Annotated in this window: 15 protein-coding genes; 11 read left to right on the forward strand and 4 right to left on the reverse strand. The window is 57.8% G+C overall.

All coding sequences use genetic code 11. The features are described 5' to 3' along the window. The first annotated feature begins 57 nt into the window (after positions 1-57). Positions 58-1,221: a hypothetical protein gene (locus FHX09_RS22675; protein ID WP_183721917.1), complete on the forward strand. Its 1,164-nt coding sequence runs from the start codon at positions 58-60 to the stop codon at positions 1,219-1,221. 7 nt (positions 1,222-1,228) lie between these two features. Here FHX09_RS22675 and FHX09_RS22680 read toward each other — a convergent pair whose 3' ends face one another. After that, positions 1,229-2,242: a C45 family peptidase gene (locus FHX09_RS22680; protein WP_184450697.1), complete on the reverse strand. Its 1,014-nt coding sequence runs from the start codon at positions 2,240-2,242 to the stop codon at positions 1,229-1,231. Positions 2,243-2,599: 357 nt separating this feature from the next. On the opposite strand from FHX09_RS22680, the gene FHX09_RS22685 reads away from it, so the two are divergent. The 4 genes from FHX09_RS22685 to FHX09_RS22700 all read left to right on the forward strand — a co-directional run bounded on the left by FHX09_RS22685 (position 2,600) and on the right by FHX09_RS22700 (position 6,307). Beyond that, complete coding sequence (locus FHX09_RS22685) at positions 2,600-3,553, forward strand: C45 family autoproteolytic acyltransferase/hydolase (RefSeq protein WP_132593828.1); 954 nt, start codon at positions 2,600-2,602, stop codon at positions 3,551-3,553. Between the two features lie 419 nt (positions 3,554-3,972). Then, the gene (locus tag FHX09_RS22690; protein ID WP_132593830.1) at positions 3,973-4,626 is read left to right on the forward strand and encodes a LuxR family transcriptional regulator; all 654 of its coding nucleotides are present in this window, start codon (positions 3,973-3,975) and stop codon (positions 4,624-4,626) included. A gap of 114 nt (positions 4,627-4,740) precedes the next feature. Beyond that, on the forward strand, positions 4,741-5,331 hold the full coding sequence (locus FHX09_RS22695; protein ID WP_246699494.1) for an acyl-homoserine-lactone synthase: 591 nt from the start codon (positions 4,741-4,743) through the stop codon (positions 5,329-5,331). Between the two features lie 529 nt (positions 5,332-5,860). Next, complete coding sequence (locus FHX09_RS22700; protein WP_132593832.1) at positions 5,861-6,307, forward strand: helix-turn-helix transcriptional regulator; 447 nt, start codon at positions 5,861-5,863, stop codon at positions 6,305-6,307. Between the two features lie 122 nt (positions 6,308-6,429). On the opposite strand, the gene FHX09_RS22705 is transcribed toward FHX09_RS22700, so the two are convergent. Further along, positions 6,430-6,972, reverse strand: coding sequence for a helix-turn-helix transcriptional regulator (locus FHX09_RS22705; protein ID WP_245505550.1), 543 nt, complete (start codon positions 6,970-6,972; stop codon positions 6,430-6,432). Between the two features lie 76 nt (positions 6,973-7,048). Here FHX09_RS22705 and FHX09_RS22710 point away from each other — a divergent pair, with 76 nt between their 5' ends. Then, positions 7,049-7,351 carry a hypothetical protein gene (locus FHX09_RS22710; protein ID WP_132593834.1) on the forward strand — a complete coding sequence of 101 codons (303 nt, stop codon included), beginning with the start codon at positions 7,049-7,051 and terminating at the stop codon, positions 7,349-7,351. Between the two features lie 75 nt (positions 7,352-7,426). On the opposite strand, the gene FHX09_RS22715 is transcribed toward FHX09_RS22710, so the two are convergent. Further along, positions 7,427-8,707 carry an ATP-binding protein gene (locus FHX09_RS22715; protein WP_245505551.1) on the reverse strand — a complete coding sequence of 427 codons (1,281 nt, stop codon included), beginning with the start codon at positions 8,705-8,707 and terminating at the stop codon, positions 7,427-7,429. A gap of 221 nt (positions 8,708-8,928) precedes the next feature. Continuing rightward, positions 8,929-9,501: a hypothetical protein gene (locus tag FHX09_RS22720; protein ID WP_165933185.1), complete on the reverse strand. Its 573-nt coding sequence runs from the start codon at positions 9,499-9,501 to the stop codon at positions 8,929-8,931. A 514-nt stretch (positions 9,502-10,015) separates the two neighbouring features. On the opposite strand from FHX09_RS22720, the gene FHX09_RS22725 reads away from it, so the two are divergent. The 5 genes from FHX09_RS22725 to FHX09_RS22745 are packed head-to-tail and all read left to right on the forward strand — an operon-like array spanning position 10,016 to position 14,731. Continuing rightward, on the forward strand, positions 10,016-10,549 hold the full coding sequence (locus FHX09_RS22725) for a lytic transglycosylase domain-containing protein (protein ID WP_245505552.1): 534 nt from the start codon (positions 10,016-10,018) through the stop codon (positions 10,547-10,549). 17 nt (positions 10,550-10,566) lie between these two features. After that, on the forward strand, positions 10,567-10,905 hold the full coding sequence (locus FHX09_RS22730; protein ID WP_132594456.1) for a TrbC/VirB2 family protein: 339 nt from the start codon (positions 10,567-10,569) through the stop codon (positions 10,903-10,905). Positions 10,906-10,908: 3 nt separating this feature from the next. Continuing rightward, positions 10,909-11,208: a VirB3 family type IV secretion system protein gene (locus FHX09_RS22735; RefSeq protein WP_184450698.1), complete on the forward strand. Its 300-nt coding sequence runs from the start codon at positions 10,909-10,911 to the stop codon at positions 11,206-11,208. Positions 11,209-11,210: 2 nt separating this feature from the next. Further along, positions 11,211-13,625 carry a VirB4 family type IV secretion/conjugal transfer ATPase gene (locus FHX09_RS22740; protein ID WP_184450699.1) on the forward strand — a complete coding sequence of 805 codons (2,415 nt, stop codon included), beginning with the start codon at positions 11,211-11,213 and terminating at the stop codon, positions 13,623-13,625. Further along, positions 13,622-14,731 (forward strand): lytic transglycosylase domain-containing protein, encoded by a 1,110-nt coding sequence (locus tag FHX09_RS22745; RefSeq protein ID WP_184450700.1) that lies wholly within the window; start codon positions 13,622-13,624, stop codon positions 14,729-14,731. The genes FHX09_RS22740 and FHX09_RS22745 overlap by 4 nt, the downstream gene beginning before the upstream one ends. The last annotated feature ends 8 nt before the right edge of the window (positions 14,732-14,739 follow it).

Raw genomic sequence — 14,739 nt, forward strand, 5'->3', positions numbered from 1 at the left:
AATCATTAGATGCGCAGACAATCATTTATCCGTTATGCGAGTATATGGAGACGACAGATGGCACGGACCGAGCATCGCAAGAAGATCCTGATTATCGGACAAGGCGTCCTTGGCGGGGACGTTCTCGACTTCCTGCTGCAGAGCGGGGCAGATCTCGAGGTCACCGTTGGCGCCCGCGATCCTGACAGGGCACTTCATCGCGTCAATCTGGCGCGCTACACAGCCATGAACCTTGGTTTCTCGAACGCCGTCGACATCGTTTCGATCGATCTCATGAACGTCGAAGCAACGGCCGAGCGTCTGTTGCGGATAAAGCCTGACATCGTCTTCAACGCCACGACCCTACATAGCTGGTGGGTGATTACGAAGCTCCCCCAGGACGCGTTCAAGCGCCTCGACGAGGCGCGCGGCGGTATTTGGACGCCGATGCATCAGGTTCTGATCCGCAGACTGATGAAAGCCGTTCGGCTGGCCAACTGCGATGCGGTTGTCGTCAATGCCTCCTATCCCGATGTTGTCAATGCTTCACTTGCCGCCGAAGGATTGGCCCCCGCCGTTGGCATCGGCAACATCGCCAATGCCGTTCCTGGCATCCGGCTTGCTGCCGCCCACATGCTGGCGCTGCCGCCGGCATCGATCGAGATCAGGTTCTTCGCGCATCATTATCTCAGCTATCGGATGCCGAGCACCGGAGGAACGGACGGCGCACCCTACCACTTGAGCGTTTATGCGAACGGGCTGGAGGTGCCCCGCGAAGAGATCGATCACGCCGCGCTTTTCTCACTGGTTGCCGGACGGTTTCGTCGGGTGAAAGGTCTCGCAGGACAGTCGGTCACGGCCTCGTCGGCCACCGCCATGCTTTTGGCGCTTGCGCGCCGATCGGGAGACGTCGTCCACGCCCCGGGACCCTTCGGCCTGGTCGGCGGATATCCGGTGAGGGTTTCTCCGGACGGCTTGCTCGTCGATCTTCCCGCCAATCTCAGTCTCGACGAAGCGATCGCGATCAATCGAGAATGCCAGCGCTACGACGGCATCGAGAGCGTTGACGACGATGGAACCGTTCGTTTTACCGACATGGCTGCCGGCGTTTTAAACGAGGTGCTCGGCTATGACCTTCAGGCCTACCGGCCGCAGGAATGCGAGATGCGTGCCGAGGAATTGGCGGCACACTTTGCGCAGTTTGCGCGCGCCAATGGAATGCTGGATGCAAGGGCAAGCTGAACAGGATCTAGACATCTGCCGGGTGCAGCATTCTGATAACGCGGTAATCTGTCTGGTCCGGCCGACCGATCGCGACCATCGCCTCTCGCCGGCCGCAGTCGAATATGACCGAGAAGGCTGTGGCGGTCGGTTCACGGACCGACGGCGATTTGCAGATCGCGTCAGGCGCGCCGGACCGATCTCTCAGCAGTGCCGCGAGGTCGTTGATATCAGCCAATTCGAATTGACGCGCGGCCCGAAGGCGAGAGCGGCTCGACGGATAATGGCGGGCGACCTCTTCCACGTCCTCCCACATGGCAGGTTTGGGGAAAAGCGGATGGTTCGTATGAACGACGCTGCGGAAAGCCCGGTCGGTTAATCCGGCCGAAGGCCCCACTTCGACCGCACGCAGACCGCCATGTGCGTCACCGAGCAGAAAGCATCGGCCGGACATGTGTGGATGTGCGCGAAGAATGGCAACCGCGCCGTCGACGCTGTTTTGCTCCAGCATCATGCGCCGGATCACCAGGCTCGGCAGACCGTCCTGCGATGTGTCGAGTATGAGATCGTTGTTGACCAAAGCGAGGCCATGCCCATTCATGCCAACCCAGCCAAGGGTGCCTGCCGACGCGATGGTTACAAGCGACTGTGCACCTTCGTGAATGAAGACCGCCAAATGGCGCTCGGCGCCGGCCGGGGCATCCCAGTTCTGGGCAACGACGGCACCGCCAGGCTGCACCAGTCCGACCGACGTGCATCCGCTCTGACCCTCGCCAAAATACTCGAAGGCCGAGAGCAGCAAAACGCTCTGCGTCGAGAGCTCAGTTGCCTCGGCAATGCCGTCCAGTTCGCCGACGATATTCATAGCAACGTTCGATAGCTGATCAAGGCAAACAGCCGCACGGGCCTGCGCCAGGTTCCAGCGTGCATCGTCCATCGACCGCCGCAGCGTCGTGACGGCCTCCAGGATCATGCCGCGCAATTTCAGGCCATGTTGGCGTCCGCGCTCTTTCGGCGATCCCCGGAGTGCAATAATGGGCATTTGATCCTGGGTCACCGCACAGCTCGGAATGGGTTAGGCTGGCATATCCATATTGTGGATCTTACCTTTGATCCAGTCGTTGCCCGTGTAGATTGTGCGAAACTTCAATGCAGCGTGGCGTGGCCTTGGTAGGGAGCGGCTGTTCGGGCCGCAGTAGCTGCTGCCCGCAAAGGGGATGGATTGACCAGAATGGACTGGATCGTCCCGATCCTGCCGACACGCAAGCAGACCAACCCGCACTCAGTGGATCGGCGCGAAGGCTGAGGGCACAACTCCCCAGCTTGTCCGCTCCATTCCTAAGCCACCAACAACGCTGGCTTGTCACTCATGTGATGCGGCGCCTATATTTCTGTCGCTATGGACAAAACGTTCGTCACAGCGCGTGAAGATCGGCCTGGAGAAGCGTGGCTGTCGCGGTTCGTCGCCGGGCGAGCGGAGGCCGAGAAATGGTATTTCGGCCAGGCTGTGGCGCAAACCCCAACAGTCAAAGACTGCCGCGCTGCCTTGCGCCATCATATGCCCGAGTTGATGCCTTTCTACGAGAGCGCGTGTGCCCTTGTTGGAGATAATGAGGTGGCGCATCGGATGCTCAGTCACTACCGGCCCGCGCCCGAACGCTTTGGCTGCAGTCAGGCTGTCTGGCTGGGACGCGAAGGTCCCGCACTCGTCCGGAACTTCGACTATCCCCCCGATATCGTTTCGGATCGCTTTGAGATGACCACCTGGTCGAACTTGCGGGTGATCTCCAAGGCACAGCGGCCATGGGGAGGTTGCGTGGACGGCATGAATGAGGATGGACTTGTAGCCAGCGTCACTCTCGGCGGGAGCCGCGCTCAGGGCGTCGGTTTCTCGATAATCCTGGTGATCCGTTACATCCTTGAGACCTGTCATCGGGTTGACCAGGCTGTGGAAGCGCTATGCCGAATACCGGTCGCACTTCCGCAGAACGTCACCGTCCTCGATCGTTCCGGCCGATATGCCACCCTGTTTGTCGGCCCTCACCAGCGGCCAATCATTTCGCGCTTGAAGGCATGCACCAACCATCAGCGGACAATCAGGCCGTCATTGTCTTCACTGGCACGTCAGATGGCCATTCATCAGGCACTCGAGGACCCGAGCATGTCCCTTTCGCGATTGACCGATTTATTTCTTCTGCCACCGCTATACTCCAGGAGTGCCTCATCGCCCACTCTCTACACGGCCATTTACCGGGCAGCGGAAGGACGGGTCGATTATATCTGGCCGGGCAAACGTTGGTCCCAAAGCTTCCTGGATTTCCACGAAGGTGCGTACACGCACAGCTTTGCGTAGGCTTTTGCAGCACAGGCAGCATAGGCCGCCCTCATCCGGCATCCAGGTTCCACGCGTGCAAGCAGGGTTGAAGATCTGCAACTCGACTATTGAAAGGGCCTTGTCGCAAGGAATGCCAGCGCGAGACGATCTCCAAGGCGCAAGGACAGGACCTCCGACTAGCCTCGACGATTGCTGGAGCGCTGTTGGGACAGCCGGTCAGGACGTCGTCGATCCGCCGAGATTTACGTCCCTGCCGCCAAGGTGTACAAGCATCAGTAGCATCCTGCGTATTGCAACCGCCTCACGTCGACATGTTGGTCAGTCCACCTGTTGATCCGAGATCAATTTGCGAGCGACTTTCGATGAGCCTCTTCCCGACAGCAATTTTGACCGATTTCTTGCAGGCATGTGAGGGAAATGTTGATAGAGGCCAGTTGATGGCCGCCGTTGAGGGGGCGACGTGTCAGCTTGGAGTAGAACACTTCGCGGCGGCATTCCTGCCCCTGGTCCATGAGCGGCTCGACTCCTACTTCATTTGGGAGAACTGGCCGAGCCCGTGGTTTGACCGCTATCTGAAATGCAACTATTTCCACTCCGATCCGGTCGTGCGGTTTGTCCGGCGATCCGGGCGCCCGATGATCTGGTCCCAATCGCTGAAGCTGCAACACCTGTCATCGAAGTCGAAGCGGATCATGGACGAGGCAAGCGATTTTGGTCTCGTCGACGGGGTCACCATCCCGCTTCACTCGCAACATGGAATAGCTGGCGTCTTCTCGGTTGCAGGCAGGCGCCCGAAGTTCACGCCGCAAGAAGTCACGCTGTTGGAATTCGTTGCGACACACGCTCACCGTCGTCTGCTTGACCTGGCTGCATCGCCCGTCCGGCCGTCGGAAGATCTCACAGTCACCAGAACCGAGAGCCAATGCCTGACGTTGTGCGCCTCTGGCAAGACCGATCGAGAAATTGGGACCCTGACCGGCCGATCTCCTCGCACGATCCAGGCGCATATTCATAACCTTCAGCGCAAGCTTGGCGCCACCAACCGCGCCCGACTTATTGCCGAAGCGTTTCGCAGGGGCTTGCTACGCTGAAAAATACGACTTTTTACGAATAGATTTTGCTTATCCGTGGTTGCATCCTTATCACGTGCACGCGGAGGCTTTGGAATGTTGAGGATTATTCGTGGAGCAGACGATCCTGAGCTTATGGAGCAGGTCTGGCTTTTCCGGCACAAAAGGTTCGTCGAGCAACTGGGCTGGGAAGAACTTCGCAGAGAAGATGGCCGCGAGCGGGATCAGTTCGATACTGCGGATGCCATACATGCTGTTTTGGTTCACCGCGGGAGAATAGTTGGATATTCAAGGCTCATTCCAACAACACGCCCTCATTTCGCGAGCAGCCTGCGTCGCAGTTTGTCGGCCAGACTGCCCTTCGGGCCTTCAATATTCGAGTGGAGCCGCTGCGCAACGGCTCTTGATGCGCCCCCGGTTGGCGGTCATGCTGCTTCTGATCTCTTGATGACCGGCGTCCTCGAATGCCTTGTGCAGATGAACGCCAGGGCGATCGTTTTCGTCACGTACACGCCCCTTGTCAAAATGATGCGGCGGCGCGGATATCCCGTGCAATGTCAGGACATCGTTTCGCTCAAGAACGGTGAGCGGGTTGAGATTGTCTCCTCGAGCTTGCCGCCGAAGCTCCTTTCCCTGCATCGCAAAAGGCACGGTATCAAGCAATCATTGCTCGTTTGGGGGCGTGAGGGCACGGCCACTCCGCAGCGTCCTCCGACGGCTGCGTAGCGCAGGTGCGAGGCGGTGGTCCGCCGCAGGAAGTCCCTGCTGGATGATGGCGATGCCCGCCGCTTCGCGATCGCGACCGTTCATGCGGAGACCTCACAACTGCTCAGAATCATCGAGGAGATCTGTCATCGCCATCCCCCGAATGATGACCTGCATTTCGTCCGATATCTGCTGCGCATGATTGTCGTTGAGACGAAACGGAGTATGGGTCCCGACGATCCTTGAGGACCATTGACGCCTGCCGGTGCGATGCATCCGCGAATGTTAGGACACCCTCCTAAAGTTCTTTGCAAACGTGAATCCTGTTGATAGACTACAACTCAGGCGATGTAATCGCCTTGGGGCGTGGAAACCCCATTCAAGCTTATTGCTCTTCATTTGAGCGTATTCTTCGCGACCAATTCGTCGGGGAGCCTATGGCGTATGCAAGAGGCGTTCGCGCTAAAGACCATGGGGCCGCCAGCTTGACGGTTTTTCCATCTCCCCGGCTTCTGGTTGCCAGCTTGTCTGGCCAGCGGGAGCGCTTTTCATGTTGCAGAAAACATTGGCTGATGCTGCATCGACCCTGACCGATGCCACAAATGAAACTACCGCCCAGCATATTGCTGATATCGAAGTCGGCAAACGCATCAAGAAACGAAGGCAGCAACTCAGGCTGTCTCAAACCGCGCTTGGCGCCGCTGTGGGCGTGTCGTTTCAGCAGATCCAGAAGTACGAGCGAGGCGCCAATCGCGTGAGCTCGTCGACCCTTTACGAGATCGCGCATGTGCTCGAGACACCAATCACCTATTTCTTTGAAAGCCTGACCCAACGTTTGACGCCGGCAAATTGTGAACTGGCCCGCAAGGCAGCCGTCAGGGAAGAGTTCGTCGCTACCGATGAGGGCCAGCGATTGGTGGACGCCTTTCTCGCAGTTCCAAAAAAAATGCGGCCCAAGTTCATTTCGCTGCTGGCAACGTTTTCAAAAGAGCTTTGATGGCGCCATATCGGATAGGCAATGATAAGGCGGTGAGGATTTTAGGGGACCCATTGCTGCCGGACGCAATGACCGGCAGCGCGCGATCCGCGTATCATCGCAATTTCGTCGACAAAGACCCTCTAAGCACCACCAGGGGCTTTTTGAAGCGCGAATATCGAATCCAGGATCGTTGCGACCGTGCGTAAGGTCTCAGGCGGAAGAGCCTGTATCATCCTCGTGATGCGCCGACGTTCCAGGGCTTCTTCCCTCGTATTACCCCAAAGATGGGGAGCAGCATCGAAAAGCAGATCATCTGGAAAAATGCCAAGCACTTCGCAAAGGTGTAGGACCTGCGTGGCGTGGAGCTTTGTCACCGCCCGCTCATAGCGTCCGTAGACCGCCTCGATCGAGCCGATAAGCATGGCGAGCTCGGCCCGCGACAAGTCTTTCTGTTTGCGAAACTTACTCAATGCTTCGGCGATGGTTTCATCCATCGCCTGTGTAGAGGCAATTCCGTCAAATCCGGGGCGGCGATAGACAGGTCGATCCACCTTCGCGTCGGCGGTTGGCTCGAGTCCTGCCTCGGTGATGTAGCTGTCAGTCCTTGCCGTCATGCATTCCCGCTCAAATCGATGGCTTGGTTTATAGCACTCATCCGGCGATTGGCCATCTGGTTTTGCCAACTTGTAACGGCGCTCGACGAGCTGCTTTTCCAGCTGGGTATTTCGATGAGGTGCGTTTCAAAGAAAGGGTAACGATGTGAGAGCCGAACTGTTGAGACGGATCAGGGCACACGAACGTTCTTTATTGCTGATGATCGAAATGAACGGAGGCTTCGCCGGCAGCAACGCCACACGCTTTCAACGAGACGAGGTGCTTGCGAGCGAAGCGGCCACAAGAAATGACCTGATCGACTGGGAAGCACCGACAGCCCCTCTTGCTGTCGAAAAATTACTTCACCTTCTTGCACATGTCCTCGTCGGGAAGATCGCATTCGACGAAGAGGCGCTGGCAAAAATACAGGCGCAATGCCGGGGCTTTCAACGCAAGGCTAAAAATTAACTCCAAGAGGCGAACGCCGCCTGGTCGATCGCGACTTTCGACGCCGGCCACCTTCAGGCAGACGTTGTGATCTTCTTATCTGGGAAAGGATGAGAGCATAGAAACTGGTAGCGCGAATAGTTTGTCGCCGAACACTAACACCTGGTCGCCCATATAAATTACCAAGCCAAGAAAGTCCCATTTTTTTGCGGGCCCCGCCTTAAAGGCGTGAAAATTCTTAAAGTCGCTTGATGAAATCGTCGATGAGGCTTTCATCTCGAAGCCCACCAGCATGTTTCCATTTTCCGCAACGATATCGACTTCTTTTCCACCGCGATCACGCCAGTGGAAAAGCCGCCATTCATCATGTTGAAGCGGCAGGGATTTTAGCAATTCGGTATACACGTAAGTTTCGAACAGTGAACCAAGTGGCGTTTGATCCTTTCCCAGACCAAAATCGCTGGCCGTCAATCCGCGTAGCGCGGCAGCGATTCCGGTATCGATAATGTGCGATTTTGGATGCCTTACATCGCGACCCGTCTCGCCTGACGACCAAGCGGGTAACCTCGCAACGAGCGAAAGGCGCTCGAGAATATCCAGATAGTCAGCGGCAGTATGGCGTTTGAGGCCGACCTTCTCCCCGAGTTCGACGAGGTTAAGCTCGCTCCCGGTCCTAATCGCTAGTTGGTCGACCAGTCTACGCATTGCGTCTGTTCTGCGTATCTTCATTACATCTGCGACGTCTCTGTCAACGATGGTATCAATATACTCCCTGTATCGGCGTTGACGCGAACGCTCGGGCAGCGGTCGAATTTCTGGATAGCCGCCGCGGATGATGCGATCGATAAGTTCATCCCTGGCTATCGGCTGGCAGTTTGGGAGTGATCCAGGTTCTCCGCTGGCCTTTGCCCAATCCAGCAATTGGCATGGTCCAGATTCGTTGATTTCGGCCGCGCTTAGAGGAAGCATTTTAATGGTCTGAACCCGGCCTGCCAGCGAGTCCATGATTTCCATCGAGACAAAAATATTGGATGAACCCGTAAGCACAAATTGGCCCATTCTCCGATTTTCATCGACAATTCTTTTCAATGTCAGGGCAATTTTTTTAGATCGCTGAACCTCATCGATAATTATTGGCTCGCCCTTTGCGGACGTGATCAGCGATTGAAGCTGGCCCTGTGGGTCCGCTTCAATCGCTGAGAGAATATTTTCATCATCGAATGTAACGAATTGACCGGTCCCTAACATGTCCCGCACCAAGGTCGTCTTTCCCGTCTGTCGAGGGCCAATCAAGTTGACGACGCGGGCACTTACCAGGGCATCTTCAAGCTCCGTTTTTAGGTGGCGATCGTAAAGACCGTGCGTCATGTTTGCCATTGCCGTCTTTCAAATTAGCTAGATCATCGGCCCGTCTGGATTTTAGCGAAATGGCCGATACATGTTAGACAAAATGGCCGATAGAGGCGTGCAAAATGGCCGTTATCATCTATGCGAAATGGCCGCTAGGCGTCAAGCGAAGTGGCCGTTAGGTATCAAGCGAAATGCGGATAAGTTGTTCAGGCTCCAAGGGCTGCCCTTGTGGCATTTGCATCCCCCTGTCATGGTTTTGTCCTCGGGTCAGCCCACATGCCGAAGCCCTGGCGGCCAATCCTTTCGGCCTCGGCGAGGTCGGGACGCATGAGTGAGCCATCCGCCTTCCTTGCCAAACGAAGCGCCCCTAAGGACAGCAAATCCTCTTCGAAATTGACGATGCTGTCGAGCGACCCCGGGAAGAAGTAGTAGCCGAAGCAGGTTACATCCTGCCTTGCCGCATTCTCCTCGGTAAGAAAGGCCCGGCAAAGGATGACCTTTGGGTATTTGAGAAGAATTTTCAGTTGCTGCTGGGCAAATTCTTCGCAGCTGCCGGAAAAGCCTTCCTTTTGGTTGACCATCTCTCCCTGGCAAGGCTCCACGCCATAAAGATGCAAGGTGGTCTTGCTGTCGACCATGATCTCGTTAGGCGAGCTGGCGCGAAACCCGATCGCTGAGGCGTATCCCTTTCGGGAAACGACGGTCCTGCCCCCGTCGTAATACTCAACCACCAGAACCATTTTTCCGGGAGCAGCAAGAGACTTGATGTAGGCGGGTTCGCCAGCAGCAAAGGCGCGAGAGCCGAGCGCCGCAAGCACCATCGCGGTCGCGATTACAGCGTCTCGAACCAACACAGTTTTCGCCATCCGCATATCCTCCCGACGATGTCCAATGCATTTCGCATCCATATTATAGACTATAACAGTTCATTTTTTGAATTGACAACAGGTCTTTTTTGGTGTCGTTTGACCCCAGACGGAACGCAGGGGTGAGCTGATGACCAACAAGTTCCAGGCATCTTTGATTGCGACGGCGGCATGCCTTCATTCGCTGGCAGATCAAGCCAAATCGGCAGATAACAACGATTTACCAGTCGCTTACGAGCAACATCTTGACGATGCATTCCCGCCGCCGCGCCTCGACAGGCCATGGACGGCGCAGCTCGGAATCAAGAGGGAAGGCCTTCTGGCACCAGCGCGGCCACTCGTCAGCGCCCATCAATATTCGAACTATTATAGTTCGTATCCAGCTGCCTTTGACGACAGTCGAGCAAAGGCGTCCCGTCGCGCATTCTCAATGGAGGAAGAAACCAAAGCAGTTCGGAAAGACCACACATTGGCTTCGCCGCCTTGCGGCACCTCGCCCGCATCGGTGGAAGAGATCAAGGCGCTGACGGTTGACAGCGCTGGCCGCCACGGCGTGGACCCGGATTTCGCCCTTGCCGTCGTCTGGACGGAAAGCCGCTTCGATCGAGTCCGCAACAGCCCCAAGGGTGCACGCGGGCCGATGCAATTGATGCCCGAGACCGCCAAGCGCTTCAACGTCACAAATGTCTGTGATCCTGCCGACAATATCGACGGCGGCATGCGTTATCTACGCACGCTTCTCGACGAATTCAAAAGCCCGATTGTCGCCGCCGCAGCCTATAACGCCGGCGAACAGGCAGTCTACGACAGCCGCGGCCTGCCAGCCTATCCCGAGACCCTCCATTACGTGGCCTCGGTGATCAACCGCCAGCTTGGGATCAGCTTCCCTGTCAAGCGAGACGGTCGCAGCCGCAATCAGACAACCGACCTCGACAACACATACATACGCGACGTTTTCGGGGCGCGAAGGCCGAAATTCATCGGCGGGGTCATGAAGTTCTGAACTGAAAGGAGATGGCCATGAAGCTTGTACTGTCTCATCATCAAAAGCGGCGGGCGCGTGGGGCTGCCGTTCTTGTCGCTCTTGCTCTTATGCAATTTGCCGCGGCGGATCTGGCCATGGCGCAGGCGACCAACCAGGCGTTTGCGCCCCTGCAGACGGTCGTGCAGGCCGTTGTCGATTTCATAACCGGGCCATTCGGACGTCTCGTCGCCATCATTGCGGTCATCGGTCTCGGGTTTCTTGCCTTCGCAGGTCGCCTCAGCTGGTTCACGGCCGGCGCGGTCGTTCTCGGCATCGGCCTGGTCTTCGGTGCACCAGCCATCGTCGACCAGTTGATCTCGACGGTCGGGAATTAGGCCATGGCTGCGCTGGACGATGAAAAACCTCACCTGACCCCGCTGGTGATTGCGCTGACCCGCTCACCGACCCTGTGGGGCGTACCCTATATGGCGGTCGTCATCGTCATCGGGCTCACAATTATCGCCTGGCTGATAACCAACGAGCTGTGGGCGCTCATGACGGCGCCATGCGCCTACGCCGTTCTTTTCACGCTCTGCAGCTGGGACGCGCGCGTCCTCGATGTGTTGCAGGTCTCCATGCGGCAGACGCCCCGGACGCCGAACAAGGCGTTCTGGGGCGCAAATTCCTACGGGCCATGATCATGCTCAACGTCATTCGCGAAGAACTCGGCTTCGGATCTGTCCACCATCGCGAACGGTCGATGGCCCGGCACATCCCCTACCTTCATCACGTCGCTGACACCGTCATCAAGCTCGAGGACGGCGCCCTGATGAGCGTCATAAAATTGGACGGACTGTTCTTTCAGACCGAGGACCAGGCCGAGATCAACATGCGCTCGGTGGTGCAGAATACGTTGATCCGGGCGCTCGGCTCCAGCCGCTTTTGCCTGTGGTCGACGGTGATCCGCCGGCAGGTCGACACCGCAATCGCCGGCGAGTTCGACGATCCGTTTTGCGCCGAGCTTGATCGCCGCTACGCCGCCTCGCTCGGCAGCAAGCGGATGTTTGCCAATGAGCTTTACCTGACCGTCTTGCGGTCGGGCATGCGCGGCGCGCTGGCCGCCGGTGACCGCGTCAGACGCCTCCTCGGGCAAGTCTTGGGTCGCGATGCTGCCGAAGATCAGCTCTTGGACGCAATTGGCGAGCTCGAAGAGGTTGTCGGCAATATCGTCCGCGACCTTGGCAAGCACGGCGCGACCGTCCTTGGTATTTCAAGCATCAACAACGAGCCCTACTCGCAGCCTTCGGCGTTCTTGAACACCATCCTGACCTGCGGCGTGCCGCGCAAGATGCGTCTTGCGCGCATGAGCCTGGCCAATTTCCTCGGGACCTCGCGACTTCATTTTGCACGGCGCACCATGCAGGCGCAGGGGCCGATCAGGCAAGAAGACCGCTTCGGGGCAATGCTGTCTATCAAGGAGTATCCGCCGTTCACGGGCCCCGGAATGCTGGATGGCCTGTTACAGGTGAACCACGAGTTTATCCTGACCCAGTCCTTTACGCTCGCCGACAAACCGGTCGCTCAGGAGCGCATTACCAGGCTCAAGCGGCAGGTCGGCGCGTCAGACGAAGCCGGCAGCGATTTCGAAACCGATATCGATTTGGCGCTCAACAGCCTGCTCAATCAGGAAGCTGTCTTCGGCTTCCATCATCTTTCGCTGCTCTGCCTGTCGCAGGACGTCGATGGCATCAACAAGTCGATCGCGGATCTTGGCGCCTGCCTCACGGACATGAACATCAATTGGCTGCGCGAGGACCTCAATCTTGAGGCAGCATTCTGGGCGCAACTGCCAGGCAATCACGCCTATATCGCCCGGCGGGCGATGCTTTCGAGCGCCAATTTCTCCGGCCTTTCATCGATGCACAATTTCGCGGCCGGCCAAAGCGACGGGCTGCATTGGGGAAGGCCGGTCACCATTCTGGAAACGTCCAGCCAGACACCATACTGGTTCAACTTCCACCAGCGTGACATCGGCCATTTTCTGGTAACCGGACCGACCGGATCCGGCAAGACAGTCACCCTTGCCTTTTTGCTGGCGCAGGCCTTCAGAGTGAAACCGTCGCCGCGCGCCGTCTTCTTCGACAAGGACCGGGGCGCGGAAATCTTCCTGCGGGCGATGAATGGTTCATACGAGATCCTCACCCCAGGCATGCGCACCGGCTTCAATCCCCTGCAGATCCAAAACACCGGTGAGAACCGGGATTTCCTTCTCCGCTTGCTCAAAACGATGCTGCGCAAGGACAAAGACGCAACGTTCGATCAGGAAGAAGAGGACACGCTTGAGCGCGCCATCGTTCGGCTCATGCGCGAACCTGCGGCCGAACGCACGCTGACCAACCTGGCCGGGCTGCTTGCCGGACGCTCGCGCGCCGGGCCGAACGATCTCCATGCGCGGCTGCGCCCCTGGATAGAGGGCGAGAAGGATTGGCTCTTCAACGCTTCCCACGACGCCTTGTCCTTTTGCGAAGGCCGCGTCTTCGGCTTCGACATGACGAACATCCTGGACAATGACGACGTCCGCACCCCGGCGCTGATGTACATTTTCCATCGGCTGGACGAGCTCTTCGACGGCAATCCGGTCATGATCTTCATGGACGAGGGCTGGCGCCTTTTGAAAGACCAGGCCTTCAGCGACTTCATCGTCGACAAGATGAAGACCATCCGCAAGCTGAACGGCATTGTCGGCTTCGGCACCCAGTCTGCTGCCGATATCGTCCGCTCGCCGGCCGCGCACACGCTGATCGAACAGTCCGCCACGAATATCCACTTTCCCAATCCGCGCGCGGACGAGGAAAGCTACATCCACCGTTTCGGGCTCACCGCCAAAGAATTCGGCTTCATCCGCAACACGCCGCCGGAAAAGCGGTCCTTCCTGATCAAGCACGGCAATGACAGCGTCATTGCCCGGCTCGATCTCGGCTCAATGCCGGACCTGATCAAGGTGCTCTCCGGGCGCAAGGAAACCATTGAGGAATGCGCCCTGCTGCGCAAACAGCACGGTGATGACCCCTCTGGCTGGCTGGCAAGGTTCTGCGGTTGGGAGAACCGCTTATGAAGAGCGGCGAAGCGCAAAGGCCACCATGCGTCGCCGTCCTCGTCCTCACAGCCTTCGCGATCGGCCTGAGCGCGCAGTTGACAAGGGCAGACGTTCCAACCTTCGACAACACCAATCTCGATCCGCATGATACGCGCGACAAGACGAGCGCCGCGATCGAGGAGGCCGATCACGATCGCTATACGATCCACACCTCGGTTGCCTGCTCGATGTACCGGCCAGGCCGGCACAATGATCCAATCGGCGCAGCGCAAGCCAATCCGGAAATTTCCGGCCTCGTGCGTCGCGTGGCCCGCGAATCTGGTGTCGACGAGAACCAGTTCCTCGCCCTCGTCTATCAGGAGAGCCGCTTCAATCCATGCGCCAAGTCTGCGGCCGGCGCAACCGGGCTCGCTCAATTGATGCCAGGCACAGCCGCGCTGCTTGGCGTCGACGAGAACAATATCGAAGACAACCTGCGTGGCGGCGCGCGCTATTACAGGCGACAACTATGCAAGTTCGGCGGTGACGTGAACCTCGCTCTTGCCGCCTATAACTCAGGCCCCGGCAACGTCAGCAAGTATGGTGGCATCCCTCCCTTCAAGGAAACCCAAGGCTATGTTGCTGCGATCACAAAGGACTGGCTGCCAGCCTTTGGCGGATCAGACAAGTCGGGGATTCCTCTGAATTTCGGGGGCGGAGAAACCGCCTATTCCAGCATGCGCACCTCTACCCTGAACGCCATCGGGATTACCACTTCGACGTCTGCCAGCCTTGGCAACGTCGCAAGCTGGTACCAGCAACTCTCCGCGTTGCAGCCGGGAACAATCCAGGACAGCTGGGATCACAATTCGACGGCCCGCAATGCCAATCTCGAAATGATGAACAACGTCACCAAGCTCGCCATTGCCATGGCGGATCTCATAAATTCGCGCAATGCCATGTCATCGACCGACCTCTCCGGCTCCTCGCAGACGACCGGCAGCAAGACTGATGACCCGGCACCACGAGACATAACAGGCCTGTGCGACCCGCGGCAAGATCTGGTTTGGAGCGCCGCCGACAAGGCCTGCATCGAAAAACGCCCCGATGTGAACCAGGTTCAGCTCATGCTGCAACCGCAATGATGGAGAAC

This window comes from Rhizobium sp. BK538, assembly GCF_014197575.1.
Lineage (GTDB): Bacteria > Pseudomonadota > Alphaproteobacteria > Rhizobiales > Rhizobiaceae > Rhizobium.

Excerpts from the sequence above, each read along its gene's own strand:
- FHX09_RS22685 (WP_132593828.1), top strand. The coding sequence starts at position 2,600 with ATGGACAAAACGTTCGTCACAGCGCGTGAAGATCGGCCTGGAGAAGCG.
- FHX09_RS22745 (WP_184450700.1), top strand. The coding sequence starts at position 13,622 with ATGAAGAGCGGCGAAGCGCAAAGGCCACCATGCGTCGCCGTCCTCGTC.
- FHX09_RS22740 (WP_184450699.1), top strand. The coding sequence starts at position 11,211 with ATGCTCAACGTCATTCGCGAAGAACTCGGCTTCGGATCTGTCCACCAT.
- FHX09_RS22675 (WP_183721917.1), top strand. The coding sequence starts at position 58 with ATGGCACGGACCGAGCATCGCAAGAAGATCCTGATTATCGGACAAGGC.
- FHX09_RS22690 (WP_132593830.1), top strand. The coding sequence starts at position 3,973 with ATGGCCGCCGTTGAGGGGGCGACGTGTCAGCTTGGAGTAGAACACTTC.
- FHX09_RS22715 (WP_245505551.1), bottom strand. The coding sequence starts at position 8,707 with ATGGCAAACATGACGCACGGTCTTTACGATCGCCACCTAAAAACGGAG.
- FHX09_RS22735 (WP_184450698.1), top strand. The coding sequence starts at position 10,909 with ATGGCTGCGCTGGACGATGAAAAACCTCACCTGACCCCGCTGGTGATT.
- FHX09_RS22730 (WP_132594456.1), top strand. The coding sequence starts at position 10,567 with ATGAAGCTTGTACTGTCTCATCATCAAAAGCGGCGGGCGCGTGGGGCT.
- FHX09_RS22700 (WP_132593832.1), top strand. The coding sequence starts at position 5,861 with ATGTTGCAGAAAACATTGGCTGATGCTGCATCGACCCTGACCGATGCC.
- FHX09_RS22695 (WP_246699494.1), top strand. The coding sequence starts at position 4,741 with ATGGAGCAGGTCTGGCTTTTCCGGCACAAAAGGTTCGTCGAGCAACTG.
- FHX09_RS22680 (WP_184450697.1), bottom strand. The coding sequence starts at position 2,242 with ATGCCCATTATTGCACTCCGGGGATCGCCGAAAGAGCGCGGACGCCAA.
- FHX09_RS22720 (WP_165933185.1), bottom strand. The coding sequence starts at position 9,501 with ATGGTGCTTGCGGCGCTCGGCTCTCGCGCCTTTGCTGCTGGCGAACCC.